The organism is Pseudomonas sp. R37(2017) (assembly GCF_002113375.1).
Classification (GTDB): domain Bacteria; phylum Pseudomonadota; class Gammaproteobacteria; order Pseudomonadales; family Pseudomonadaceae; genus Aquipseudomonas.
This window is the reverse complement of the sequence record NZ_NEHO01000003.1, coordinates 93,985-117,729: the sequence shown is the minus strand read 5'-3', so window position 1 is coordinate 117,729 and position 23,745 is coordinate 93,985. Positions and strand designations below refer to the sequence as shown.

The following is a 23,745-nucleotide window of genomic DNA, read 5'->3' as shown; positions in this document are numbered from 1 at the left end:
GTTTCTACCTCAGCTTCAGCGTGGCAAGGCCGATCAGCACGAGAATCACGGTGATGATCCAGAAACGGACGATCACGCGCGGCTCGGGCCAGCCCTTGAGTTCAAAGTGGTGGTGAATCGGTGCCATGCGGAACACGCGGCGACCGGTCAGTTTGAAAGAGGCGACCTGAATGACCACCGACAGGGTTTCCATCACGAACACGCCCCCCATGATGAACAGGACGATTTCCTGACGGACGATCACTGCGATGGTGCCCAGGGCCGCGCCCAGCGCCAGTGCACCGACGTCACCCATGAAGACTTGTGCCGGATAGGTGTTGAACCAGAGGAAGCCCAGGCCTGCGCCGATCAGCGCGCCACAGAACACGATCAACTCGCCCGCGCCCGGCACATAAGGAATCAGCAGGTATTCGGCGAATTTCACGTTACCCGACAGGTAGCAGAAAATACCCAGGCCGCCGCCCACCATCACCGTTGGCATAATCGCCAGGCCATCGAGGCCATCGGTCAGGTTGACCGCGTTGCTCGAACCGACAATCACGAAATAGGTCAGGACAACGAAGCCGGCACCCAGAGGAATGCTGTAGTCCTTGAGCATCGGCAGGATCAGCGTGGTTTCCACCGGAGTGGCGGCAGTCATGTACAGGAAGATCGCCGCGCCCAGGCCGAAGACCGACTGCCAGAAATATTTCCAGCGGCTTGGCAGGCCGCGGGAGTTCTTCTCTATGACCTTGCGGTAGTCGTCGACCCAGCCGATAGCGCCGAACAGCAGGGTCACCAGCAGGACGACCCAGACGTAGCGGTTGGTCAGGTCAGCCCACAGCAGCGTACTGACGCCGATGGACGAAAGAATCAGCGCACCACCCATGGTCGGGGTGCCGGACTTGGACAGGTGCGATTGCGGACCATCGTTGCGAACGGCCTGGCCGATCTGACGGTTCTGCAGGGTACGGATCATCCACGGGCCATAGCACAGCGACAAGACCAGCGCGGTCAGTACACCGAGAATCCCGCGCAGGGTCAGGTACTGGAAGACCGCAAAGCCTTTGTAGAACTGTTGCAGATACTCCGCTAGCAGCAGCAGCATTAATGTTTCTCCAGACTGGATCCGCACAAGGCGGCAACGACGTTTTCCATCGCAGCGCTGCGCGAGCCCTTGATCAAAATGGTGGTGTTTGTGTCTTGCTCAGCGCCCAGGGCCTTGATCAATTCAGCCTGCGTGCCGAAGTGAAAAGCCTGCGGACCGAATGCGTTCACGGCGTGAGCCATCATTGGCCCGACGGCGTACAGCGCAGAAACCTTGCCACGGGCGTACTCGCCCACGTCGCGGTGCCCCTGCTCCGCCCATTCGCCCAACTCGCCGATATCCCCGAGCACCAGGACGGTGCGACCGGAAAAGCCGGCCAGTATATCAACGGCAGCGCACATGGAGGTGGGGTTGGCGTTGTAAGTGTCATCGATCACGCGCATGCCGTTGCTGGCCAGTTGCGCGACAGTGCGACCCTTGACCGGTTGCACCGCGCCAAGGCCGGTGGCGATACCGAACAGCGACACACCCAAGGCATGGGCGGCTGCGGCTGCGGCCATGGCATTGGCGACGTTGTGAGTACCGAGCAGATTCAGTTGAACGCGCTCCACACCTTCTGGACCGTGCAGGTTGAACGCGGGGCAACCGCGAGCGTCGGTAGCCAGGTCACTGGCATGGAAGTCAGCGCTGGTGTTGCTTAATGCAAACGTCAGCACCTTGCGATTACCGGCGCGCGCCTTCCAGATAGCGAACGCTTTGTCGTCGAGATTCAGAACGGCGACGCCATCGGCATCCAGCCCTTCAATGATCTCGCCTTTGGCTTCGACGATTTTTTCCGGCCCGCCGAACTCGCCGACGTGGGCGGTCCCGGCGTTGTTGAGAATGGCCACATGCGGCCTGGTCAGGCCGACCGTGTAGGCAATTTCACCCAGGCGCGAAGCACCCAGTTCAATGACTGCCGCAGTGTGTTCCGGCGCCAGCTCGAGCAGGGTCAGAGGAACGCCGAGGTCATTGTTCAGGTTGCCACGGGTCGCCAGCACCGTGCCGCGCGTGCGCAGGATGCTCGCAAGCATTTCCTTGACCGTGGTTTTGCCGCTGGAGCCGGTCACGGCCGCGACCTGATGCGTGAAAGCCTTACGGTTCAACGCACCCAACTGGCCGAGGGCCTGGCGGGTATCGTTGACCAGCAGTTGCGGCAAGGTGCTATCGGCGACTTCGCGCTCGACCAGTGCCGCCACGGCGCCTTTGGCCGCCACATCGTTCAGATAGTCATGGCCATCGAAGCGCGGACCGGCCAATGCAATAAACAGCTGGCCCGGCTTGATCGCACGACTGTCGATGCTGACACCGTCGAAGCTGGCATCCGTACCGATCAAACGGCCATTGAGCACGCTGGTCAGCTCACTCAGTTTCAGTGCCTCAAGCATGGGCCACCTCCCAGGCGGTCAGGGCATGATCGGCCTCGACCAGATCGGAGAAGGCATGGCGTACGCCGTTGATTTCCTGATAGTCCTCGTGGCCCTTGCCCGCAAGAACGATCACGTCATCCGCCGAAGCTTCAGCAATCAATTGGGCAATCGCCTTGCCACGACCCGCCACGAAAGCGACTTTGTCCACAGCCGTGAAACCGGCGCGGATGTCATCGAAAATCACTTGAGGATCTTCGGTACGCGGGTTGTCGTCGGTGACCAGTACGCCGTCGGCCAGACGCTCTACCACTTCCGCCATCAGTGGACGCTTGCCGCGATCACGGTCGCCGCCACAGCCGAACAGGCACAGCAGTTGACCCTTGACGTGCGGACGCAACGCGGTGAGGACTTTTTCCAGGGCATCCGGGGTGTGGGCGTAATCGACCACCACCAGCGGCTGAGTACCGCCGCCGAGGCGCTGCATCCGACCGGCCGGGCCTTCGAGTTTCGGCAGCACCTGGAGGATTTCGTCGAGCGCGTAGTCCATACCGAGCAAGGCGCCAACAGCGGCCAACACGTTGCTCAGGTTGAAGCGACCCAGCAAGGCGCTGCGCAAATGGTGCTCGCCGTGGGGTGTAACCAACGTGGCGCGCACGCCTTCGTCGTTGAAGTGCGCTTCGCGGCAATAAAGGTAAGCGCTGCTGTCGAGCAGGCTGTAGGTGATCAGGCGCGACTCACGCTTGTCGGCGGCCAGTTGCCGACCAAATTCGTCGTCAAGGTTGACCACGCGGCATTTCAAATCATTCCAGGAAAACAGCCTGGCCTTGGCTTCGCCGTAAGCCTGCATGGTGCCGTGGTAATCCAGGTGATCGCGGGACAGGTTGGTCATCACCGCCACATCGAAGGCCAATGCCGTCACACGGCCCTGGTCCAGACCATGGGAAGACACTTCCATCGCCACGGCTTTGGCCCCGGCCTTTTTCAGGTCTGCCAGGGTCGCTTGCATGGCAATCGGATTGGGCGTGGTGTGCAGGCCGCTTTCCAGCGCGCCGTAGAAACCGGAACCGAGCGTACCGACCAGGCCACAGTGCTGGCCGAGCAGGTCCAGCGCCTGGGCGACCAACTGGGTCACACTGGTCTTGCCGTTGGTACCGGTCACGCCCACCAGGTTCAGGTGATGGCTCGGCTCGCCATAAAAACGCCCGGCGATGTCCGACAATTGGGCTGCCAGCCCCTTCACCGGAATCAGCGGCACCTCGGTAATCGGCAGGACCGTAACGCCTTCGACTTCATAGGCCACCGCAGCAGCACCGCGCTGCAAGGCGTCGGCAATGTGCGCACGACCATCGAACTTACCGCCCGGTACCGCGAGGAACAGATCGCCCGCACGTACATTGCGGCTGTCCAGGGCGAGTTCGCGAATCAGCAGATCGTGGCCGGCGTGAGGGAAAATCTTGTTCAGGCTCAGAGACATCAGCCGCGCCCTCCATTGGCTTTCAGCGGAACGACCGGTGTTGCGTTCGCTTGTTGAGTAGGTGGCAGGTTGTCCGGCGTAATGTTCATCAGGCGCAGGGTGCCCGACATCACGCGACTGAATACCGGCGCGGAAACCAGGCCACCGAAGTAACCGGCCTTGGTCGGCTCGTCGATGACGACCACTATGGCGTAACGCGGATCGCTCATCGGGCCGAATCCGGCGAACAGCGAACGGTAGGAGTTCTCGGCGTAACCCTTGGTGCCAACCGAAGTTTTACGCGCAGTACCCGACTTGCCGCCCACGTGATACGCCGGCACCTGCGCACGGAATACACCGCGCGGGGCCTCGATCACTTGTTGCAGCATGCCTTGCATGGTTTTCGCGACCGCCTCCGGCAACACCTGTGTGGTTTGCGGTGCCTTGTCAGTCTTGATCAGGGTCAGCGGCGCGAGACGACCGTTATTGGCCAGGGCCGAAAAGGCGTGGACCAACTGGATCGCAGTCACGGAGATACCGTAGCCGTAGGACAGCGTGGCGGTTTCCGCCTTGCGCCATTCGCGGTAGTTCGGCAGGTTGCCGACGCGCTCGCCCGGGAAGCCCAGGCCGGTGTCCTGGCCGAGGCCGATCTTCTGCGCCAGACGGAAAATGGTTTCGCCGCCGATATCGAAGGCGACCTTACTCATGCCGACGTTACTGGAATTGATCAGGATGCCGGTCAGGTCGAGAACCGGGCCTTCGGTCTTCGATACGTCCTTGATGGTGTATTTGCCAATCTGCAAGGAGCCTGGATACACCTCGACGGTATCGCTCGGCTTCCAGCGACCGGTTTCTATGGCAGCGCTCATCGAGATCGCTTTCATGGTCGAGCCCGGTTCGAACACATCGATCATCGCGCGGTTACGCATCATCGCCGGTTGCAGGTTGCGACGGTTATTCGGGTTGTAGGTCGGCTGGTTGACCATCGCGAGAATCTCGCCGGTCTTCACGTCCATGATCACCAGGCTGCCTGCCTTGGCGCCGTTCTCGATGATCGCGTTACGCAGCTCGCGGTTGGCCAGGTATTGCAGGCGCAGGTCAATGGACAACGCCAAGGGCTTGCCGGCCTTGGCGTTTTTGGTGACCTGGACATCCTTGATCAGCCGGCCGCGCCGGTCCTTGATCACCTGACGCTTGCCAGGGACACCGGCCAGCCATTCATCGTAAGCCAGTTCGACGCCTTCCCGCCCGTGATCGTCGATGTCGGTAAAACCGACCATATGGGCGGTGACTTCACCGGCAGGATAAAAACGCCGGAACTCTTCAATGCCGTAGACCCCCGGGACCTTCAGGTCGAGCACCGCTTGCCCCTGCTCAGGCGTCAGTCCGCGCACCAGGTAAATGAATTCTTTGTTGGCCTGCGCCTCAAGACGTTCGGCCAGGGCTTTTGGATCCTGCCCCAGGGCGGCTGCCAGTGCCGGCCACTTGTCTTTTTCCAGCTGCATTTCCTTGGCGTTGGCCCACAGCGTGGTCACCGGGGTACTGACGGCCAAAGGCTCGCCGTTACGGTCGGTGATCAGACCTCGGTGCGCAGGAATCGGAATATGTCGAACACTGCGCGCATCGCCCTGACCTTTCAGGAAGTCACGGTCGACCACTTGCAGGTCGATGATGCGCCAGCAGATCGCGGCCACCATGACGCCAAGCAAACCCAGCACCACGCGGAACCGCCAAGGGAAGAGTGCGCCTTCGAGTTTCATCATGGCGCCACCATCTTCACGTCAGCGGCACCAGGGATGTGCATTTTCAGTTGTTCGGTGGCCAGCACCTCGATACGGCTGTGGGCGGTCCAGGTGCTTTGCTCCAGAATCAACCGGCCCCACTCGGCTTGCGCCTTGTCGCGCACGCTCAATTCGTTGTAAAGCGTGTTCAGCAACTGGCGGTTCCAGTGGGCGCTGTAAGACACGCCAATGGCCGACACGAGCACGCCCACAAACAGCAGCAGCATGAAGAAGCTGCCGCCGGGCAATGGCTTGGCGAAAAGCCTGCTCACCGCAGCTTCTCCGCCACACGCATGACAGCACTACGGGAACGCGGGTTGGCTTTGAGTTCGGCGTCGGAGGCCGTCTGCGCTTTGCCATGGATTTTGATTTTAGGTTCGAAGGCGACGTGCCGAACCGGCAGGTTACGCGGCAGGTTGTCGGCTTCGCCTTTCACCAGCCTGCGCATGAACAGCTTGACGATGCGGTCTTCCAGCGAATGGAAGCTGATCACCACCAGGCGACCGCCCACTTCCAGGCAATCCAGCGCGGCTTCGAGGCCGGTTTCCAGATCACCCAGTTCGTTGTTGACGTGGATACGCAAGCCCTGGAATGCACGGGTTGCCGGGTTCTTGCCCTTTTCCCACGCCGGGTTGGCAACTTTCAAGACTTCTGCCAGGTCACCGGTGCGTTCGAATGGCTTGATGTCGCGACGCTCGACCACTGCACGGGCCATGCGACCGGAGAAACGCTCTTCGCCATATTCCTTGAACACCCGAGCGATTTCTTCCACGGGCGCGGTGTTGACGAATTCGGCAGCGCTGATGCCACGGGATGGATCCATGCGCATGTCCAGCGGACCGTCGTTGAGGAAACTGAAACCGCGCTCTGGGTCGTCGAGCTGCGGCGAAGACACGCCCAGGTCGAGCAACACACCGCTGACCTTGCCGCTCATGCCGCGTTCGACCACTTCGGCACCGAGCTCGGCAAAGCTGCGCTGCACAACGACAAAGCGGCCGTCTTCGGCCGCTAGCGTCTGCCCTGTGGCAATCGCTTGTGGGTCTTTATCGAAGCCGAGCAACCGACCATCGGGACCGAGCTGGCTGAGGATCAACCGGCTGTGCCCACCGCGTCCGAACGTGCCGTCCAGATAGCAGCCATCAGGACGTACAGCGAGAGCCTCGACGGCCTCGTCAAGCAGTACGGTGATGTGGTTAAAGCCGCTATCAATAGTCACAGGATCAAATCACGCAGTTCGTCAGGCATCGCGCCCGGTTGTTGAATAGCAGCCAGGTCGGCGGCAGAAACCGCGTTCCAGGCATCCTCGTCCCACAATTGGAACTTGTTCAGTTGGCCTACCAACATCGCGCGCTTATCCAACTTGGCATATTCACGAAGACGCGGCGGAACCAGAAAACGACCACTGCCGTCGAGCTCGAGGTCGACGGCATTACCAATCAGTAAACGTTGCAGGCGGCGGTTCTCTTCGCGAAGCGAAGGCAGTGCGCGCAGTTTGGTTTCAATAATTTCCCACTCATCGAGGGGGTAAACACACAAACAAGGATCAACGGCATCAATTGTTACGATCAATTGACCGGAACTCCGCGAATCGAGCTCGTCACGGTACCGGCTCGGCATGGCGAGACGGCCCTTTGCATCGAGACTGATAGCGTTGGCTCCGCGAAACACGTCAGCGTTTCTCCAAATTCTAGCGTTTTGAGCTCAAAAAACCCACTTCATGCCACTTTCCGCCACTTACGCACACTATAGGAATGCGCCCACCACACCGTCAAGGCGCGGATTAAAGGAAAACCCTTACAGAACTGAGATTTAGGAGCATTAACGGAGGGGCAACGAGAATCCGGCAGATGAAACTGTCCAACAACTTGAACCAGCACAGGAGGCTGCGCTCGGAAGTTAAAGTGATTTATTAAGAGTAAGATTTTTTCGGTATTACAAAAGAGGTTCTGCTGACGATTGTGTAAGGAGGGAAATTGTTACTGCGTCGAGTTTATACGAGCCCCACAACCATGGGCTACCAGCTACCACCCAACCGCGCCTCCTTGCGACTTCGAAAGGAGGGAAACCGCTATCACCAACACTCTGCTCACTGATTTAAGCAGAGGAGTGAAAAAGGTGGAGAGTCGATCTGTAAGCCGGGTTCTGTCTTGAACAGTCATTCGTCTACGATGGCCATCACTGGACATCTTTAGCAACCTACCCGGTCCCAGCGCGGGCCACGCCTTGGGACCCTATTTGGTCTTGCTCCAAGTGGGGTTTACCTAGCCACGAACTGTTGCCAGACGTGCGGTGCGCTCTTACCGCACCTTTTCACCCTTACCGGCGCCGAAGCGCTTAGGCGGTTATTTTCTGTGGCACTTTCCGTAGGCTCACGCCTCCCAGGCATTACCTGGCACTTCGCCCTATGGAGCCCGGACTTTCCTCCCCCCCCTAATTTTCATAGAGGGCAGCGACTGTCCGATCGACTCTCCGCCGCGAAGGTTACCGGCAGAGCGCCCGAAGAACAAGGGCCAAGCGCCTTTGAGCACGCCTGTGCGTCGGGTTTCACTCACCCTTCTGTCTATCCAGCGCGATCTGATACAGCACATTCTTTCGCTCGCCGGTAATTTGCGCTGCCAAAGCCGCCGCACGCTTGAGCGGCATTTCTTCGAGCAGCAGGTTGAGAATGCGCATCGCCTCGCTGCTGACGGCGCCCTCTTCCTCGGGGGCAGACCAGCCTGCCACCAACACCACGCACTCGCCGCGCTGCTGATTTCCATCCGACTCGACAAACTCGCGAAGCTCTGCCAGCGGCAATCCCTTGAGGGTTTCAAACGTTTTGGTCAGCTCACGGGCAAGCAATGCCGGGCGCTCGGGGCCGAACACCAACTCCATGTCCTGCAGGCACTCAAGGATGCGATGCGGAGCCTCATAGAAGATCAATGTACGAGGCTCTTCCTTTACCTGCTCGAGACGCGCTCGCCGCCCCACAGCCTTGGCCGGCAAAAAGCCTTCGAAAATGAAACGATCGGAAGGCAGCCCCGCCGCCGACAAAGCCGCAATCAATGCGCAGGCTCCAGGAACCGGCACTACATTGATGCCTGCCGCCCGGGCCTGGCGCACCAGGTGATAACCCGGATCGGAAATCAGCGGCGTCCCGGCATCGGAGATCAGCGCCACGTTGTCACCGGCAAGCAGACGCGTGATAAAGCGACTACCTTCGTCCCGCTCGTTGTGCTCATGACAGGCCGCCAATGGCGTCGAAATGCCGAAGTGCTGCATCAAACGCTGGGAATGGCGGGTATCCTCCGCTGCGATCAAGGCCACCTCACGCAGAATCTTCAGCGCCCGCGCACTGATGTCATCCAGGTTGCCGATGGGCGTCGCCACCACATAAAGCGAGCCAGCAGCTGAATTCAAAGCACCTGGAGCAGTCAAAGCGCACACCTCATGATCGGTAAAAGTCGCCATTGTAGCGCGTAGCGAGACTCACGATAGGCACAGGAAAACCTGCCATCGGTGAGCGTTTGTGCGCCAGCGCAACATTTACACCAGCTAAATTGATCGATTCACGCCACTAACATCGCGCCCCGGCCAGTGCTTGGGTACAATTCCCCGCTAATTTGATCGAGTATCAGGAACGCTTACATGATCGCTTGCCTGCGGCTGTTATCTGCCCTCTGCCTCGCTGCCTTGCTGGCGGCTTGCGCCAGCTCGCCCTCCTCCAGCCTTGGCGAGCTTCCACGGACACCGGACGCCAGTATCGAGCAACTGCTTGAGAAGGCCGCCCAAAGCAAATCACCGGAAGATGCCGCGCTGCTGCGCTTGAGCGCTGCCGACCTGGCCTATCACCAGGGCAATGCCAGCCAATCCGCGCAAATCCTGCAACAGGTGCCAGTCGAACAGCTCAAGCCGGGCCAACAGGTTTTCGCCAGCACGCTGGCGGCTGAACTGGCCATGACCCGCAACCAGCCCAAAGCTGCGCTGACCGCCTTGAGCCATCCAAGCATGCAACGCTTGAGCGAGCTGCCCGTCGAACAACAGGTTCGTACCGGCACTGTTCACGCCCGCGCCCTTGAAGCAGACGGCCAGACCCTTGCCGCCGCTCGCGAGCGCATTTTCATCGCCCCGATGCTCAAGGGCGAAGCCGCGAGCAAAAACCACGAAGCCATCTGGACCCTGATCGCTTCGCTGCCGACCGAGCAGTTGCAGCCGAACAACACCGACGATCTCGGCGGCTGGATGGCCCTGGCACTGGCGGTGAAATCCGCCGGGACCCTGGAGCAGCAACAGGCCGCCATCGACAACTGGCGCGCACAGCATCCGAAACATCCGGCAGCCGTTCAGCTACCGCAGCCGCTGACCCAACTCAAGGAGCTGGCCAGTCAGCCCCTGGGCAAAATCGCCCTGCTGCTGCCTCAGGACGGCCAACTGGCCTCGGTGGGCAAAGCGCTGCGCGACGGTTTCATGGCCGCCCACTACCAGGCACAACAGGCCGGGCAGAAACCACCCGCCATCGAGTTCTATGACAGCTCGCGCCTGACTTCCATGGACGAGTTCTACCGCAAGGCCCAGGCCGATGGCGTGCAACTGGTTGTCGGTCCGCTGGAGAAGCCGCTGGTCAAGCAGCTGAGCACTCGCCCGCAATTGCCGATCACCACCCTGGCACTGAACTACAGCGAGGGCGATCAAGGCCCGGCGCAGTTGTTCCAGTTCGGTTTGGCCGCTGAAGACGAAGCCCGCGAAGTATCGCGTCGCGCTCGTGCCGACGGCCTGCATCGCGCCGCCATCATGGTGCCGAAAGGCGAATGGGGCGACCGCGTGCTCAGGGCATTCAGCCAGGACTGGCAAGCCAATGGCGGCACCATCGTTGCCACCGAACGCGTCGATCAACCGGTCCAGTTGGCCCAGCAGATTGCCGACATGTTCCAACTGCGCCAGAGCGAAGGTCGCGCCAAGAGCCTGCAAAGCACTGTCGGCTCACAAGTAGCCGCCCAGCCATCGCGCCGCCAGGACATCGAATTCATCTTCCTTGCCGCAACGCCGCAACAGGCCCAACAGATCAAACCGACCCTGAACTTCCAGTACGCGGGCGATGTACCGGTCTACGCCACCTCCCACGTGTTCAGCGCCAGCGGTGACGTCAACCAATACAACGACATGAACGGCATCCGCTTCTGCGAGACGCCATGGTTGCTGGACACCAGCGACCCTCTGCGCCGCCAGGTCACTGCCCAGTGGCCACAAGCCGCCGGCAGCCTTGGGCGCTTGTACGCCATGGGCGTGGACGCCTATCGTCTGGCGCCACGCCTGGGCCAGCTCAAGTCCCTGCCGGACAGCCGCATCGACGGTGAATCGGGCAGCCTTGGCATGACTCAGACCCAGCGAGTCGTGCGTCAGTTGCCATGGGCCGAATTCAGCAACGGCCAGGTTCAACGCCTGCCGGACACCCCTCGCTGATGCCTGACAGGTCACGCCAGCAAAGCGGAAAGGATGCCGAGCGCCATGCGCTCGAGCACCTTCAACAACAGGGTCTGCGCCTGCTGGCGCAGAACTGGTTGTGTAAACGCGGCGAGCTTGATCTGGTCATGCTAGATGGCGATACAGTAGTATTCGTTGAAGTCCGCTACCGAAAAAACACTCAATGGGGTGGCGCGCTCGATAGCATCGATGAGCGCAAACGGCAGAAACTGATTTTCGCCGCGCAATATTTTCTTCAGTGCGAGTCGCGCTGGGCCAATTCCCCTTGCCGCTTCGACGTGATTGCCATCGACAGCAATCTCGATCAGATGAACTGGCTACAGAATGCCTTCGACGGCTGATCGCCAGCATTGCGAACCGGACACTATCACCCAACACTTTTGCTCTTTGCTTTGCGGGCTGCACATTCACGTGCCGAACAGCCGCGCTACTTAAGGTCACACAGATGGACATGCAATCGCGAATTCGCCAGCTTTTTCAGGCCAGTATCGACACCAAGCAACAGGCGATGGAAGTACTTGCACCGCACATCGAGCAAGCCAGCCAGGTCATGGTCAACGCCCTGCTCAACGAAGGCAAAATGCTTTCCTGTGGCAATGGCGGCTCTGCAGGCGACGCCCAGCACTTCTCGTCCGAGCTGCTCAACCGCTTTGAGCGCGAGCGCCCGAGCCTGCCAGCCATCGCTCTGACGACCGACAGCTCGACGATCACCTCGATCGCCAACGACTACAGCTACAACGAAATCTTCTCCAAACAGATCCGTGCACTCGGCCAACCGGGCGACGTGTTGCTGGCTATCTCCACCAGCGGCAACTCGGCCAACATAATTCAAGCGATCCAGGCCGCACATGATCGCGAAATGATTGTCGTAGCATTGACGGGACGTGACGGCGGCGGCATGGCGTCGCTGCTTTTGCCCGAAGACGTCGAGATTCGCGTACCGGCCAACGTCACCGCTCGTATTCAAGAAGTCCACCTGCTGGCGATCCATTGCCTTTGCGACTTGATCGACAGCCAATTGTTCGGGAGTGAAGAATGACCCCTAATCGCCTTGGCCTACTGGCCTTGACCCTGTGCCTCGGCATCAGCGGCTGCACCTCGCTGGTGACTGCCAGCCGTGAGGCACCGATTGAAGATGACCGCGGCACTCGCACACTGGGCAGCAAGATCGACGACTCCCTGATCGACACCAAGGTTGGCGTGAACGTCGCCAAGGCCGACCCGGCCCTGGACAAGGACTCGCACATCGTCGTCACCAGCTTCAACGGTGTCGTGCTGCTCGCCGGGCAAACGCCACGCGCAGACCTCAAGGCCAAGGCCGAACAGGCCGCTGCCGCTGTCCAGCGCGTGAAGCAGGTGCACAACGAACTGCAAATCCTGCCGCCCTCTTCCCTGCTGGCACGCCAGAACGACACCTGGCTGACCACCAAGATCAAGACCCAGATGCTCGCCGACGCGAACATCCCCGGTTCACGCATCAAGGTCGTCACTGAAAACGGCATTGTCTACATGCTGGGCCTGGTGACCAAACAGGAAGCGGCGCAGGCGACCAACCTGGTGCAAGGCGTTTCCGGCGTACAGAAGATTGTGAAACTGTTCGAGTACATCGACTGATCGCGAGCAGGCTCGCTCCTACATCGTTTGAAGATGGCGAAAAAAAAGGGTGATCCTTGCGGATCACCCTTTTTTTATTTCACCACCTTCAAACTCGGACGACCGCTGGGACGCGGTGGCTCACTGTCCGGCGGCGGAAGATCGTCATCCGGCTCGATATCATCGTCCTCGTCCAATGGCGATTCCAGATCGAACACCATGCCCTGACCATTCTCCCGGGCGTAGATACCCAGGATTGATGCAATAGGCACGTACAAGGTGTGCGGTACGCCACCGAAGCGCCCTTCGAAACTGACCGCCTCGTTATCCATGTGCAAGTGACGCACAGCTTGTGGCGATACGTTCAGGACGATCTGCCCGTCACTGGCAAACCCCTGCGGCACCTGTACCGACGGGTACTCGGAATTGACCAGCATGTGTGGGGTGCAATCGTTGTCCACAATCCACTCATAGAGCGCGCGGACCAGATAAGGTCGACTGGAGTTCATAGCGGCTCCTTAAGCCTTAGCGCATGTCGCGTTCAACACCAGACAAGCTCGCCTGGAAAGTCTCTCGCGCAAACTGGCGCTCCATATAATCAAGCAGCGGCTTGGCCTGCCGCGGCAGTTCTATACCCAGAATCGGCAATCGCCAGAGTATTGGCAATAGGCAGCAGTCCACCAGACTTTGTTCCTCACTGAGGAAAAACGGTTTATCGGCGAACAGCGGCGACACGCCCGTCAGGCTTTCGCGCAACTCTTTGCGAGCCACGGCACGGGCCGCCTCCTTGGTCCGAGAATCCAGAATCAGATCCACCAGACCACACCAGTCTCGCTGAATGCGGTGCATCAGCAGGCGACTGTTGGCACGCGCCACGGGATAAACCGGCAGTAGCGGCGGGTGCGGGTAACGCTCATCCAGATATTCCATCACCACAGTCGACTCCCACAACGCCAGGTCGCGATCGACCAGGGTGGGCAAGCTGCCGTAAGGGTTCACCTCAATCAGTTTAGGTGGCTGGCTTCCAGCTTCCACGTAAATGATCTCGGCGCTGACACCCTTCTCTGCCAGTACGATGCGCACTCGGTGGGAATAGTGGTCGGCGGGGTCGGAGTAACAGGCCAACCGATTGGTCACGCCCATGGCGATCCTCCTCGCTTGTAGAAATTATCGAACGCGGAAAAACGAGCGCGCCCAGAGGGCGCCTCCCGCAGCGACTGCATAACCAGTTTCGCTACATCTTCAGAGGCGCCCTTGGGCGCGCGCGATTAACAGCAATAGCTTGAAGCTTTATCAGTGCACGTCTTTCCAGTATTCGCGCTTGAGCAGGTAAGCAAATACGAAGAAGAACGCCAGGTACAACAATACGTACGTACCGATGCGCTGATGTTGCAGCTTAACCGGGTTAGCCGAGTAAGCCAGGAAGGTTACCAGATTCTTGACCTTCTCATCGAACTGCTCTTCGGTCAGTGCACCGCTTTTCGGCACAATGGTCAGTTGATCGCACGCTTCATGGGTCAAAGGCGTACCGGTCAACGGATCAAACTGCTTCTTGCCGTTTTCGACGATCTGAACCTGTTTGCAACCCACCACCTGACGACCTTGCAGGCCAGCCAGGACGTTAGGCATACCCACGTTCGGGAAGACCTTGTTGTTCACACCCCATGGGCGCGCAGGATCTTCGTAGAACGACTTCAGGTAACCGTAGAGCCAGTCAGTACCGCGAACACGGGCAACCAGGGTCAGGTCTGGCGGCGCAGCGCCAAACCAGGCCTTGGCGTCCGCCGGCTGCATGCCGATGCTCATGTGGTCACCGATCTTGGCACCGTTGAACACCAGCTTCTCCATCATCAACTCATGGGGAATGCCCAGGTCGTCGGCAACACGCTCATAACGTTGGAACTTGGCACTGTGGCAACCCATGCAGTAGTTGGCGAATGTACGCGCACCATCCTGCATGGCTGCTTTATCGGAAACATCGATATCGACTTTTTCCAGCTCGGGACCACCGTGTTCAGCTGCGAAAGCGAACACTGGCAGCGCAGCAAGCATCAATACGGCAAATAGTTTTTTCATCAGCCAGTCACCCTTTCCGGAACCGGTTTGGTCTTCTCGAGCCTGGTGTAGAACGGCATCAAAATGAAGTAGGCGAAGTACAGGAAGGTACATACCTGCGACAGCAACGTACGCTCAGGGGTTGGAGCCAATACGCCCAACACACCCAGGATCACGAACGAAATGCAGAACACCCAGAGCCAGATCCTGCTCAGCCAGCCCTTGTAGCGCATCGACTTGACCGGACTACGATCGAGCCATGGCAGGACGAACAGAACAGCAATGGCCGCACCCATGGCGATTACACCGAAGAGCTTGTCCGGAACCGCGCGCAAGATGGCGTAGAACGGGGTGAAGTACCATACCGGAGCGATGTGCTCAGGGGTCTTGAAGGCGTTCGCCACTTCAAAGTTCGGTTTTTCGAGGAAGTAACCGCCCATTTCCGGGAAGAAGAACACGATCGAGCAGAAGATGAACAGGAACACCACCACGCCGACGATATCTTTCACGGTGTAGTACGGGTGGAAAGCAATGCCATCCAGCGGTATGCCGTTTTCGTCCTTGTGCTTCTTGATGTCCACGCCGTCCGGGTTGTTCGAGCCGACTTCGTGCAACGCCAGGATGTGCAACACCACCAGACCAAGGATAACGATCGGCAGGGCAACCACGTGCAAGGCGAAGAAGCGGTTCAGGGTAATGCCGGAAATCAGGTAGTCACCACGAATCCATTGGGTCAGGTCGTTGCCGATGACCGGAATCGCACCGAACAGCGAGATGATTACCTGGGCACCCCAGTAGGACATCTGGCCCCATGGCAACAGGTAGCCCATGAAGGCTTCGGCCATCAGCGCCAGGTAGATCAGCATGCCGAAGACCCACACCAGCTCACGCGGTTTCTGGTACGAACCGTAGAGCAGGCCACGGAACATGTGCAGATAGACCACGATGAAGAACGCCGAAGCGCCGGTGGAGTGCAGCAGACGCAGGATCGAGCCGTACTCGACGTCGCGCATGATGTATTCGACGGAGGCAAACGCCTCTTCCGCCGACGGGTTATAGCTCATGGTCAGCCAGACACCGGTAACGATCTGGTTGACCAGAACGAGCAATGCCAGGGAGCCAAAGAAGTAGAAGAAGTTGAAGTTTTTCGGAGCGTAATACTTGCTGAGATGGTCTTCCCACATCTTGGTCGCGGGAAAGCGCGCATCAACCCAATCCATGAACTTGCTCATCACGCTTTCTCCGTATCGACGCCAATGACAATGATCTCATCGGTCTCATAGGAATGCGGGGGAACTGGCAGGTTCAAAGGCGCAGGTTGCGCCTTGTAGACGCGGCCAGCCAGATCGTAGTGGGAACCGTGGCAAGGGCAGAAATAACCGCCTACCCAGTCTTTCCCCAGATCCGCAGGCGCCACTTCAGGACGGAAGGTCGGCGAGCAACCAAGGTGCGTGCAGATACCGATCAGCAGCAGAACCTCGGGCTTGATCGAACGGATTTCCGGATCAACGTAAGTCGGTTGTGTCGAGTTCTTGGAGGTCGGATCAGCGAGCTGGCCCTCGATCTTCTTCAGATTCCCCAGGATTTCCGGTGTACGGCGGACGATGAACACCGGCTGACCGCGCCACTCAGCAATCATCTGCTGGCCTGGCTCGACCTTGCTGACATTCACTTTCACCGGTGCACCTGCGGCTTTCGCCTTGGCACTGGGAAACCATGACCCCACGAACGGGACCGCAGCCCCCACCGCTCCTGCAGCACCCACCACGGATGTGGCTGCCACCAGGAAGCGACGCCGGCCTGCATTCACGCCGTCATTGCTCATTCAGTCCTCTCCCATCAGCTTTGTGGCCTGTTAAATCAGGCATCTACTAAGTAAATCTATGTACTTATAAAAATTTTGCCGAATGGTAATGAAAAGCCCCAATCCTGACAAGGTAATTACCGGAGCCCATCACCCCTGAGCCTTGTAGTATAGGGCGTCTACGGATGTGGCAAGTTGTCACAGCGCAATTCTTTGATAAATCGCAGACATAAAAAAACGCCCAGCTCCGTGAGGAAACTGGGCGTTCTTTTTTGAACGTGAAAGCGAATTAACGCTTCGAGTACTGCGGACGCTTACGCGCTTTACGCAGACCGACTTTCTTACGTTCAACTTCACGAGCATCGCGGGTTACGAAGCCGGCTTTACGCAGGGCGCTGCGCAGAGTCTCGTCGTAGTCCATCAGAGCGCGGGTGATACCGTGGCGGATTGCGCCAGCCTGACCACTTACACCACCGCCGATCACGGTGACGTAGATGTCGAACTTCTCGACAGTCTCGGTCAATTCCAGCGGCTGACGAACTACCATGCGGGCAGTTTCGCGGCCGAAGAAATTATCCAGCGAACGGTTGTTGATGGAGATGTTACCAGTACCCGGACGCAGGAAAACGCGTGCGGTTGCGGTCTTGCGACGGCCAGTGCCGTAATTTTGAGTCGCCGACATAATGAACTATTCCGTTAAATCTTCAGTTCTTGGGGCTGCTGAGCAGTATGAGGGTGTGCAGCGCCCGCATAGACTTTCAGCTTACGGTACATGTCGCGACCCAGCGGGTTCTTAGGCAGCATGCCTTTTACCGCGGTCTCGATCACGCGCTCAGGGGCTTTGGCGATCAGCTTTTCAAAGTTGATCGACTTGATGCCGCCCGGGAAACCGGAGTGGGAGTAGTACATTTTGTCGGTGGTTTTAGCACCGGTAACACGGATCTGCTCGGCGTTGATTACGACGATGTAGTCGCCGGTGTCAACGTGAGGAGTGTACTCAGGCTTGTGCTTGCCACGAAGACGGCTCGCGACTTCGGTGGCCAGACGACCCAGGGTCTGACCAGCAGCGTCGACGACAAACCAGTCGCGCTTTACTGTTTCCGGTTTAGCAGTAAAAGTTTTCATTCTTTATAGCCTCAGGGGCCGCCTGTAAATTTAGACGGCGGATCTTACTGAATAGTGCTTACTTTGACAAGTCAAAGGCAGCCGGATACAGACGCTTTCGGGGGCTCGGGTCGGCGCGTCCGTTCAACGGCAAGATTCTTCGGCGGCGGCGCATCACTTCCACTGCAGAAAGAGGTGCGCAATTATGCAGATTGCGAAAAATAATTCAACCTGCTTTTATGATTGTTTTGCCCAAGGAGCACCCGATGGACTATCGCCAGCTAGGCCGTACGAATCTGAACGTGAGTGCCCTCTGCCTCGGAACCATGACCTGGGGTGAGCAAAACAGCGAGGCAGACGCCTTCGCTCAGATTGAGCGGGCCAAGAGTGCCGGGATCAACTTCATCGATACCGCCGAGATGTACCCGGTGCCACCCAAGGCCGAAACCTACGCCACCACCGAGCGCTATATAGGCAACTACTTCAAGAGCCGCGGCGACCGCACCGACTGGATCCTGGCCAGCAAGATCGCCGGCCCCGGCAACACCATCGACTACATCCGCGACAAGAACCTGCGGCACAACCGACAGCACATCACCGAAGCCGTGGATGCCAGCCTCAAGCGCCTGCAGACCGATTACATCGACCTGTACCAGTTGCACTGGCCGGAGCGCAGCACCAACTTCTTCGGACAACTGGGCTACAAGCACAAGATCGAGGCCAACCTGACTCCCCTGGAGGACACCCTCGAAGCTCTGGACGAACAGGTCAAGGCCGGCAAGATCCGCCACATCGGCCTGTCCAACGAGACGCCGTGGGGCACCATGCGTTTCCTGGCCCTGGCCGAAGCCCGAGGCTGGCCGCGCGCCGTATCGATCCAGAACCCCTACAACCTGCTCAACCGCAGCTTTGAAATCGGCCTGGCGGAAATCGCCATCCGCGAACAATGCGGCCTGCTCGCCTATTCGCCGCTGGCGTTCGGCTTCCTGTCTGGCAAATACGAAGGTGGAGCCCGCCCGCCAAAAGGCCGCCTGAGCCTCTACAGCCGCTTCAGTCGCTACTTCAACCCACAATCGGAAGCTGCCTGCAGCCGGTACGTGGCCCTGGCTCGCGAGCACGGCCTGGACCCGGCGCAAATGGCCCTGGCGTTCGTGACGCAGCAGCCGTTCGTGACCAGCAACATCATTGGCGCGACCACGATGGAGCAACTGGAGAGCAACATCGCCAGTTTCGACTTGAAGCTGTCGGAGGAAGTGCTGGAGGGGATCGAGGCGATTCACAAGGATCACCCGAACCCGGCGCCTTGACTGACAGTTGAAAAGCTTCGCGAGCAGGCTCGCTCCCACAAGTATTACGCCGTACCTGTGGGAGCGGGCTTGCCCGCGATGACGCCGGACCTGCCAACTCAAATCAAAGCGACCGCGCAATGATCTCCTTCATGATTTCATTGGTCCCGGCATAGATCCGCTGCACCCGTGCATCCGCCCAGGCCCGCGCGATCGGGTATTCCCACATGAACCCGTAACCACCGTGCAACTGCACACACTCGTCAAGCACCTTGCATTGCAGGTCGGTCCCCCAGTACTTGGCCATCGCCGCCGTCGGTACATCGAGCTTGCCTTGCAGGTGCAGTTCCAGGCAGCGGTCAACGAAGACACGGCCGATCTGGATTTCCGTGGCCATCTCCGCCAGCTTGAACCGGGTATTCTGGAAGTCCGCGATCGACTTGCCGAACGCCTTGCGCTCGCGGGTGTAATCCAGCGTCCATTGCAACGCCGCTTCGGCTGACGCCAGCCCGCCAATGGCCACGGTGAGACGCTCCTGAGGCAACTCCTGCATCAGGTAGGCAAACCCCATCCCGGCCTGGCCCAGCAGGTTTTCCTTGGGTACCCGCACATCCTGGAAGAACAGCTCCGAGGTGTCCTGGGCTTTCATCCCGACCTTTTCCAGGCGCTTGCCCTTGTCGAAGCCTGGCGTATTGGCCTCTACGAGAAACAAACTGGTGCCCTTCGCACCGGCCTTTGGATCGGTCTTGGCGACGACGATCACCAGATCGGCCAGGTAACCGTTGGTGATGAAGGTCTTGGAGCCATTGATCACGTACTCATCGCCATCGAGCACCGCCGTGGTTTTCACCCCTTGCAGATCGGAACCGGCACCCGGCTCGGTCATGGCGATCGCGGTCACCATCTCGCCGGACACCAGTTTTGGCAGGTACTTCTGCTTCAACGCCTCGCTGCCGTAGTGCAGGATGTAGGGCGCCACGATGTCCGAATGCAGGGAAAAACCGATGCCGGTCAGGCCCAGGCGGCCCACCTCTTCGATCACCACCGCGCTGTAGAGAAAGTCCGCCCCCAGGCCACCGTGCTCTTCCGGCAAGTGCGAGCAAAGCATCCCCGCCTCCCCTGCCTTGTTCCACAGTTTGCGGTCGATATAGCCTTGTTTTTCCCATTGCCCATGGAACGGCACCGCCTCTTTTTCGAGGAACGTTCGCACGCTGTCACGGAAGAGTTCGTGCTCGGAACTGAACAGGGTTCTGGGGATCATGCGGCACCTTTTCTTTGTTTTTAGAAGGAGTTGACCTTTAGAGACTATGCCTCGCCTCCAATACAGGACACTGGACACACCCGACAAAAAATAAGACGATCCAGCCGTCTGGTGACCACTTCCCCCTATAAAAATAAAGTTGAATTATGTCTAACCAAGCCTCCACGCCATTGCGGCGCGTCAGCATCCTGGCCATTGACCGGGTTTTCGCTTCCACCCTCATGCAAGCCAAGGATTTCTTCCACCTCGCCAGCCTGCGCTACGGCAAACAGCTGGGCCAGGGCCTGACACCGGCGTTCGAAACCCGCCTGGTCAGCCCCGATGGCAAACCGGTCAATACCTTCAGCGACGTGTTGATTCCCGTGGATGGCGGACTGGAAAACGCCGACATCATCGTTCTGCCCGCGTTCTGGGACGATTTCGACAATCTGTGCAAACGTTACCCGCAAGTCCTGCCGTGGTTGCGCCAGCAACATGCGCGCGGCGCCGTACTGTGCGGCGAGGCCACCGGCGTGTTCTGGCTGGCCGAAGCCGGGCTGCTCAATGGCAAGGAAGCGACCACCTATTGGCGCTTCTTCAATGCCTTCGCCGAACGCTTCCCCCAGGTGCAGCTCAATCAGGACAAGCACCTGACCGACGCCGACAACCTGTACTGCGCCAGCGGCACCACCTCGGCGTGCGATCTGTACATTTACCTGATCGAGCGTTTCTGCGGCGCCAATGTGTCCCAGGCCGTCGCCCGGGACATTCTGTATGAGGTGCAGCGCAGCTATTCCCCAGGACGAATTGGATTCGGCGGGCAGAAACTGCACCAGGACGTGATCATCCTGCAAATCCAGCATTGGCTCGAAGAACACTTCGCCGACAAATTCCGCTTCGAAGACGTCGCCCGCGAACACGGCATGAGCATCCGCAACTTCATGCGCCGCTTCCAGACCGCCACCGGTGACAAGCCACTGCACTACCTGCAACGCCTGCGCATCGAAACCGCCAAGGGCTTGCTGTCCGGCAGCCGCAAGAGCATCAAGACCATCAGCTATGAGGTTGGTTACGACGACGCGAGCTTCTTCGCACGACTGTTCCGACAGCACACGGAGCTGTCGCCGAACCAGTATCGGCAGCAGTTTCAGCAGGCGGCATAACCCCTCCCTGTAGGAGCGAGCATGCTCGCGATGGAAGCCCAGACACCGCCGGGTATCAGGCATTCAACGTTATCGTTGACGTCCATCGCGAGCGTGCTCGCTCCTACAGGGTTTCCGGGCGCCCTGGCAATCTGGTTCAGATTATCGGAAACAGACTACAACCTGAACGGAAGCGGCTGACTGACGCCCACCTGCGACTTCACCTTTTATTGGCACGCCACTGAAACAGCGTGAATAACAATAAAAAGAGGTCATCAGGAATGAGCGAGCCAACCAGCCCCGTTCGCGTAGCAGTCGTGCAATTCGACCCTCAGGTCGGCGTCGAGAATCATGAGACCAACTTGCGCAAGAGTCTGGAACTGGCACAGGAAGCGGTCAACGGCGGTGCCAATCTCATCGTTCTGCCCGAGCTTTCCAATACCGGCTATTTTTTCAGCAATCGACAGGATGCCTTCGCCCATGCCGAAGCGGTTCCCGAGGGGCCAAGCGTGCAGGGCTGGATCGACTTCGCCCGCGAACACAATGTTTACCTCGTGGCCGGGCTGACCGAACGCGACGGCATGCAACTCTTCAACACCGGCGTTCTGGTGGGACCAGACGGTTTTATCGGTAAGTACCGCAAAGCCCATTTGTGGAATCTGGAGAAGCTCTGGTTCACCCCTGGCGACCTGGGCTTCCCGGTTTTCGACACACCAATCGGCCGCATCGGGCTGTTGATCTGCTGGGACATCTGGTTTCCGGAGGTGCCACGGATCCTCGCCCAGCAAGGCGCGGACATCATTTGCAGCCTGAACAACTGGGTCTGGACACCGTCGCCGCTGTTCGACGATGCCGGTAAGTGCATGGCGTCGTATCTGACGATGACCGCCGCTCACGTCAACAACGTATTTATCGCTGCTGCGAGCCGGATCGGCGAGGAGCGCGGCGCGCGCTACCTGGGTTGCTCACTGATTGCCGGAACCAACGGCTGGCCGATTGGCGCCGTGGCTTCGGCAGACAGGCAGGAAATTCTGTTTGCCGATATTGACCTGACCAGCTCCCGCAGTGCGCCCATCTGGAACAACCTGAACGATCTGCATCGCGATCGCCGGGCCGATCTTTACGATCAGATGCTCGGCTACACCCAACACCCCTGCCTCCCACGTTGATCAGGAGGCCTATCTCATGGAAGTTACAACCGACAAAAACCAACCGTCGCGCAAATCACCGATTGATGCAGCCGTCGTCCTGCTAATGATCGGCGCGACACTGCTGATCGCCTGGCTTTCATTCAGCAACCGAACCTTCTGGGGAGCGCATTGGCCTGGATATGGCGACATGGTATCGCAGCTACCCGAACCGAGTGCCTGGTTGCGTTGGGTGTTGGGTGACATCAGCGAGGTGGCTTTCTACAAGCACGAGTTCGCCTCGATCGGCCTGCTGGCGGGCGCTTATTTGGCTTACTGGGCGAATCGAACGGGAAAACCCTGGCAAGGGTTTGCCATCTCCTATGGAACGGGACTTTGGCCCTGGCTGGTCACCAGTTCGTTGCTCGGGCTGCTGCTGAGTAATTTACTGTGGGGCTGGACGGTGACAGCCACAACCTGGCAACCCACGTTCGTAGCATTCGTCTCGCTGCCAGCGGCAATGGTGCTGATGTTTGGCGGAGGCTGGAGGGTCACGATCAACGGCGCACTCATGGGCGCCGTACTCGTCACACCGATGTGCCTGCTGATCGTCAACTACGTGTGCGAACCGCTGGCCTTGCCAGCAGTGATTGGCAATGTGCTAGGCATGGCGGTTGCCAGCGTACTGGCGTTTCTGTTCTGCCGCTATTGGCCGAACCTGGTGAAATCCAGGTCGTCGCAAACACCACCCGCCTCGATCACTCCCGCGAAGGCGCCCGACTATGGTGTCATCTGGAGCCTGCGCCGGATTCTGGCGGATTTTTCCGAAGCACCGTTCTTCGGCAATGAACTGGCCAGCCTTGGCCTGATATTGGGTGCATTGCTGGCTTACAGCTTCAACCCTTCAAGCCCCGCGTATGGATCGGGCCTGCTGCTGCACATCATCGGCGCGCAGGCTTTGGCCTCGGCCATCGGTGTGCTGATCTGGCGTCGACAATGGATGTTGCACGGCTGGTATCCCACTTACATCCCGCTGGTTTCAGTGGTGCCCGCAGCGATCCTGGCTTATGGCGGCAGTTGGCAGATTATCGTCTCGAGTGCACTACTGGGGGCCTTGCTCGCACCACCGCTGGCCTGTGCGATTGCCAGGAAATTACCGGCCGACATGCACGCCTACATCGCCAATGTACTGTCGATGGCAATCAGCACACTGCTGATCGTGCCGCTGATCGGTTTTCTGATCGCTGATTAATAACCCAGCCAT

At 59.1% G+C, this 23,745-nt stretch carries 24 protein-coding genes and 1 other RNA gene; 8 read left to right on the top strand and 17 right to left on the bottom strand.

The window, feature by feature from the left end; translation table 11 throughout:
• Positions 1 to 4: 4 nt before the first annotated feature.
• The 9 genes from mraY to rsmI all read right to left on the bottom strand — a co-directional run bounded on the left by mraY (position 5) and on the right by rsmI (position 9,120).
• Positions 5 to 1,087, bottom strand: coding sequence for a phospho-N-acetylmuramoyl-pentapeptide-transferase (mraY, locus tag CAG47_RS06370; protein ID WP_085724067.1), 1,083 nt, complete (start codon positions 1,085 to 1,087; stop codon positions 5 to 7).
• Positions 1,087 to 2,454 carry a UDP-N-acetylmuramoyl-tripeptide--D-alanyl-D-alanine ligase gene (murF, locus tag CAG47_RS06365; protein WP_085724066.1) on the bottom strand — a complete coding sequence of 456 codons (1,368 nt, stop codon included), beginning with the start codon at positions 2,452 to 2,454 and terminating at the stop codon, positions 1,087 to 1,089. The genes mraY and murF overlap by 1 nt, the downstream gene beginning before the upstream one ends.
• Positions 2,447 to 3,910, bottom strand: coding sequence for a UDP-N-acetylmuramoyl-L-alanyl-D-glutamate--2,6-diaminopimelate ligase (locus CAG47_RS06360; RefSeq protein WP_085724065.1), 1,464 nt, complete (start codon positions 3,908 to 3,910; stop codon positions 2,447 to 2,449). The genes murF and CAG47_RS06360 overlap by 8 nt, the downstream gene beginning before the upstream one ends.
• Entirely contained in the window at positions 3,910 to 5,649 is a 1,740-nt protein-coding gene (locus tag CAG47_RS06355; protein ID WP_177408927.1) for a penicillin-binding protein 2, read from the bottom strand. The genes CAG47_RS06360 and CAG47_RS06355 overlap by 1 nt, the downstream gene beginning before the upstream one ends.
• A complete protein-coding gene (gene ftsL, locus CAG47_RS06350; RefSeq protein WP_085724063.1) occupies positions 5,649 to 5,942 on the bottom strand; it encodes a cell division protein FtsL in 294 nt (97 codons plus the stop codon). The genes CAG47_RS06355 and ftsL overlap by 1 nt, the downstream gene beginning before the upstream one ends.
• Positions 5,939 to 6,886, bottom strand: a complete 948-nt coding sequence (gene rsmH / locus CAG47_RS06345; RefSeq protein WP_085724062.1) for a 16S rRNA (cytosine(1402)-N(4))-methyltransferase RsmH — start codon at positions 6,884 to 6,886, stop codon at positions 5,939 to 5,941. Before rsmH ends, ftsL begins: the two co-directional genes overlap by 4 nt.
• Positions 6,883 to 7,338, bottom strand: coding sequence for a division/cell wall cluster transcriptional repressor MraZ (mraZ, locus tag CAG47_RS06340; protein WP_007917012.1), 456 nt, complete (start codon positions 7,336 to 7,338; stop codon positions 6,883 to 6,885). The genes rsmH and mraZ overlap by 4 nt, the downstream gene beginning before the upstream one ends.
• Before the next feature lie 447 nt (positions 7,339 to 7,785).
• Positions 7,786 to 8,139: RNase P RNA component class A (gene rnpB, locus CAG47_RS06335), an RNA gene on the bottom strand.
• Between the two features lie 75 nt (positions 8,140 to 8,214).
• A complete protein-coding gene (gene rsmI / locus CAG47_RS06330; protein WP_177408919.1) occupies positions 8,215 to 9,120 on the bottom strand; it encodes a 16S rRNA (cytidine(1402)-2'-O)-methyltransferase in 906 nt (301 codons plus the stop codon).
• A 177-nt stretch (positions 9,121 to 9,297) separates the two neighbouring features.
• Here rsmI and CAG47_RS06325 point away from each other — a divergent pair, with 177 nt between their 5' ends.
• From CAG47_RS06325 to CAG47_RS06310, 4 genes are all read left to right on the top strand, one after another.
• A complete protein-coding gene (locus tag CAG47_RS06325) occupies positions 9,298 to 11,109 on the top strand; it encodes a penicillin-binding protein activator (RefSeq protein ID WP_085724060.1) in 1,812 nt (603 codons plus the stop codon).
• Complete coding sequence (locus CAG47_RS06320; protein ID WP_085724059.1) at positions 11,109 to 11,471, top strand: YraN family protein; 363 nt, start codon at positions 11,109 to 11,111, stop codon at positions 11,469 to 11,471. Before CAG47_RS06325 ends, CAG47_RS06320 begins: the two co-directional genes overlap by 1 nt.
• A 104-nt stretch (positions 11,472 to 11,575) precedes the next feature.
• A complete protein-coding gene (locus CAG47_RS06315; protein ID WP_007972584.1) occupies positions 11,576 to 12,169 on the top strand; it encodes a phosphoheptose isomerase in 594 nt (197 codons plus the stop codon).
• Positions 12,166 to 12,744, top strand: a complete 579-nt coding sequence (locus CAG47_RS06310) for a BON domain-containing protein (protein WP_085724058.1) — start codon at positions 12,166 to 12,168, stop codon at positions 12,742 to 12,744. The genes CAG47_RS06315 and CAG47_RS06310 overlap by 4 nt, the downstream gene beginning before the upstream one ends.
• A gap of 74 nt (positions 12,745 to 12,818) precedes the next feature.
• Here CAG47_RS06310 and CAG47_RS06305 read toward each other — a convergent pair whose 3' ends face one another.
• The 7 genes from CAG47_RS06305 to rplM form a co-directional block, all read right to left on the bottom strand.
• Positions 12,819 to 13,232 carry a ClpXP protease specificity-enhancing factor gene (locus CAG47_RS06305; RefSeq protein WP_085724057.1) on the bottom strand — a complete coding sequence of 138 codons (414 nt, stop codon included), beginning with the start codon at positions 13,230 to 13,232 and terminating at the stop codon, positions 12,819 to 12,821.
• A gap of 16 nt (positions 13,233 to 13,248) precedes the next feature.
• Positions 13,249 to 13,866, bottom strand: coding sequence for a glutathione S-transferase N-terminal domain-containing protein (locus CAG47_RS06300; RefSeq protein ID WP_085724056.1), 618 nt, complete (start codon positions 13,864 to 13,866; stop codon positions 13,249 to 13,251).
• 150 nt (positions 13,867 to 14,016) lie between these two features.
• Positions 14,017 to 14,799: a cytochrome c1 gene (locus CAG47_RS06295; protein WP_085724055.1), complete on the bottom strand. Its 783-nt coding sequence runs from the start codon at positions 14,797 to 14,799 to the stop codon at positions 14,017 to 14,019.
• A complete protein-coding gene (locus CAG47_RS06290; RefSeq protein WP_085724054.1) occupies positions 14,799 to 16,010 on the bottom strand; it encodes a cytochrome bc complex cytochrome b subunit in 1,212 nt (403 codons plus the stop codon). Before CAG47_RS06290 ends, CAG47_RS06295 begins: the two co-directional genes overlap by 1 nt.
• A complete protein-coding gene (petA, locus tag CAG47_RS06285; RefSeq protein ID WP_085724053.1) occupies positions 16,010 to 16,603 on the bottom strand; it encodes a ubiquinol-cytochrome c reductase iron-sulfur subunit in 594 nt (197 codons plus the stop codon). Before petA ends, CAG47_RS06290 begins: the two co-directional genes overlap by 1 nt.
• A gap of 268 nt (positions 16,604 to 16,871) precedes the next feature.
• Positions 16,872 to 17,264: a 30S ribosomal protein S9 gene (rpsI, locus tag CAG47_RS06280; RefSeq protein ID WP_003228056.1), complete on the bottom strand. Its 393-nt coding sequence runs from the start codon at positions 17,262 to 17,264 to the stop codon at positions 16,872 to 16,874.
• Positions 17,265 to 17,278: 14 nt separating this feature from the next.
• The gene (gene rplM / locus CAG47_RS06275) at positions 17,279 to 17,707 is read right to left on the bottom strand and encodes a 50S ribosomal protein L13 (protein WP_085724052.1); all 429 of its coding nucleotides are present in this window, start codon (positions 17,705 to 17,707) and stop codon (positions 17,279 to 17,281) included.
• A 245-nt stretch (positions 17,708 to 17,952) separates the two neighbouring features.
• On the opposite strand from rplM, the gene CAG47_RS06270 reads away from it, so the two are divergent.
• Entirely contained in the window at positions 17,953 to 18,993 is a 1,041-nt protein-coding gene (locus tag CAG47_RS06270; protein ID WP_085724051.1) for an NADP(H)-dependent aldo-keto reductase, read from the top strand.
• A gap of 103 nt (positions 18,994 to 19,096) precedes the next feature.
• On the opposite strand, the gene CAG47_RS06265 is transcribed toward CAG47_RS06270, so the two are convergent.
• On the bottom strand, positions 19,097 to 20,233 hold the full coding sequence (locus CAG47_RS06265; RefSeq protein WP_085724050.1) for an acyl-CoA dehydrogenase family protein: 1,137 nt from the start codon (positions 20,231 to 20,233) through the stop codon (positions 19,097 to 19,099).
• A 221-nt stretch (positions 20,234 to 20,454) separates the two neighbouring features.
• Between CAG47_RS06265 and CAG47_RS06260 the strand changes: the two genes are divergently transcribed.
• The 3 genes from CAG47_RS06260 (at position 20,455) to CAG47_RS06250 (ending at position 23,733) form a co-directional block, all read left to right on the top strand.
• Positions 20,455 to 21,375, top strand: coding sequence for a GlxA family transcriptional regulator (locus tag CAG47_RS06260; RefSeq protein WP_177408923.1), 921 nt, complete (start codon positions 20,455 to 20,457; stop codon positions 21,373 to 21,375).
• Between the two features lie 260 nt (positions 21,376 to 21,635).
• Complete coding sequence (locus tag CAG47_RS06255) at positions 21,636 to 22,523, top strand: nitrilase family protein (RefSeq protein WP_085724048.1); 888 nt, start codon at positions 21,636 to 21,638, stop codon at positions 22,521 to 22,523.
• A 16-nt stretch (positions 22,524 to 22,539) separates the two neighbouring features.
• On the top strand, positions 22,540 to 23,733 hold the full coding sequence (locus CAG47_RS06250) for a hypothetical protein (RefSeq protein ID WP_085724047.1): 1,194 nt from the start codon (positions 22,540 to 22,542) through the stop codon (positions 23,731 to 23,733).
• Positions 23,734 to 23,745: the final 12 nt, after the last annotated feature.

Bases quoted from the DNA above. Each gene is read 5' to 3' on its own strand.
- CAG47_RS06265 (WP_085724050.1), bottom strand. From the start codon at position 20,233: ATGATCCCCAGAACCCTGTTCAGTTCCGAGCACGAACTCTTCCGTGAC.
- rpsI (WP_003228056.1), bottom strand. From the start codon at position 17,264: ATGTCGGCGACTCAAAATTACGGCACTGGCCGTCGCAAGACCGCAACC.
- CAG47_RS06320 (WP_085724059.1), top strand. From the start codon at position 11,109: ATGCCTGACAGGTCACGCCAGCAAAGCGGAAAGGATGCCGAGCGCCAT.
- CAG47_RS06310 (WP_085724058.1), top strand. From the start codon at position 12,166: ATGACCCCTAATCGCCTTGGCCTACTGGCCTTGACCCTGTGCCTCGGC.
- CAG47_RS06355 (WP_177408927.1), bottom strand. From the start codon at position 5,649: ATGAAACTCGAAGGCGCACTCTTCCCTTGGCGGTTCCGCGTGGTGCTG.
- CAG47_RS06325 (WP_085724060.1), top strand. From the start codon at position 9,298: ATGATCGCTTGCCTGCGGCTGTTATCTGCCCTCTGCCTCGCTGCCTTG.
- petA (WP_085724053.1), bottom strand. From the start codon at position 16,603: ATGAGCAATGACGGCGTGAATGCAGGCCGGCGTCGCTTCCTGGTGGCA.
- CAG47_RS06270 (WP_085724051.1), top strand. From the start codon at position 17,953: ATGGACTATCGCCAGCTAGGCCGTACGAATCTGAACGTGAGTGCCCTC.
- CAG47_RS06300 (WP_085724056.1), bottom strand. From the start codon at position 13,866: ATGGGCGTGACCAATCGGTTGGCCTGTTACTCCGACCCCGCCGACCAC.
- CAG47_RS06295 (WP_085724055.1), bottom strand. From the start codon at position 14,799: ATGAAAAAACTATTTGCCGTATTGATGCTTGCTGCGCTGCCAGTGTTC.
- CAG47_RS06290 (WP_085724054.1), bottom strand. From the start codon at position 16,010: ATGAGCAAGTTCATGGATTGGGTTGATGCGCGCTTTCCCGCGACCAAG.
- murF (WP_085724066.1), bottom strand. From the start codon at position 2,454: ATGCTTGAGGCACTGAAACTGAGTGAGCTGACCAGCGTGCTCAATGGC.
- CAG47_RS06360 (WP_085724065.1), bottom strand. From the start codon at position 3,910: ATGTCTCTGAGCCTGAACAAGATTTTCCCTCACGCCGGCCACGATCTG.
- CAG47_RS06260 (WP_177408923.1), top strand. From the start codon at position 20,455: ATGCAAGCCAAGGATTTCTTCCACCTCGCCAGCCTGCGCTACGGCAAA.
- rplM (WP_085724052.1), bottom strand. From the start codon at position 17,707: ATGAAAACTTTTACTGCTAAACCGGAAACAGTAAAGCGCGACTGGTTT.
- CAG47_RS06305 (WP_085724057.1), bottom strand. From the start codon at position 13,232: ATGAACTCCAGTCGACCTTATCTGGTCCGCGCGCTCTATGAGTGGATT.
- CAG47_RS06315 (WP_007972584.1), top strand. From the start codon at position 11,576: ATGGACATGCAATCGCGAATTCGCCAGCTTTTTCAGGCCAGTATCGAC.
- mraY (WP_085724067.1), bottom strand. From the start codon at position 1,087: ATGCTGCTGCTGCTAGCGGAGTATCTGCAACAGTTCTACAAAGGCTTT.
- rsmI (WP_177408919.1), bottom strand. From the start codon at position 9,120: ATGGCGACTTTTACCGATCATGAGGTGTGCGCTTTGACTGCTCCAGGT.
- CAG47_RS06255 (WP_085724048.1), top strand. From the start codon at position 21,636: ATGAGCGAGCCAACCAGCCCCGTTCGCGTAGCAGTCGTGCAATTCGAC.
- CAG47_RS06250 (WP_085724047.1), top strand. From the start codon at position 22,540: ATGGAAGTTACAACCGACAAAAACCAACCGTCGCGCAAATCACCGATT.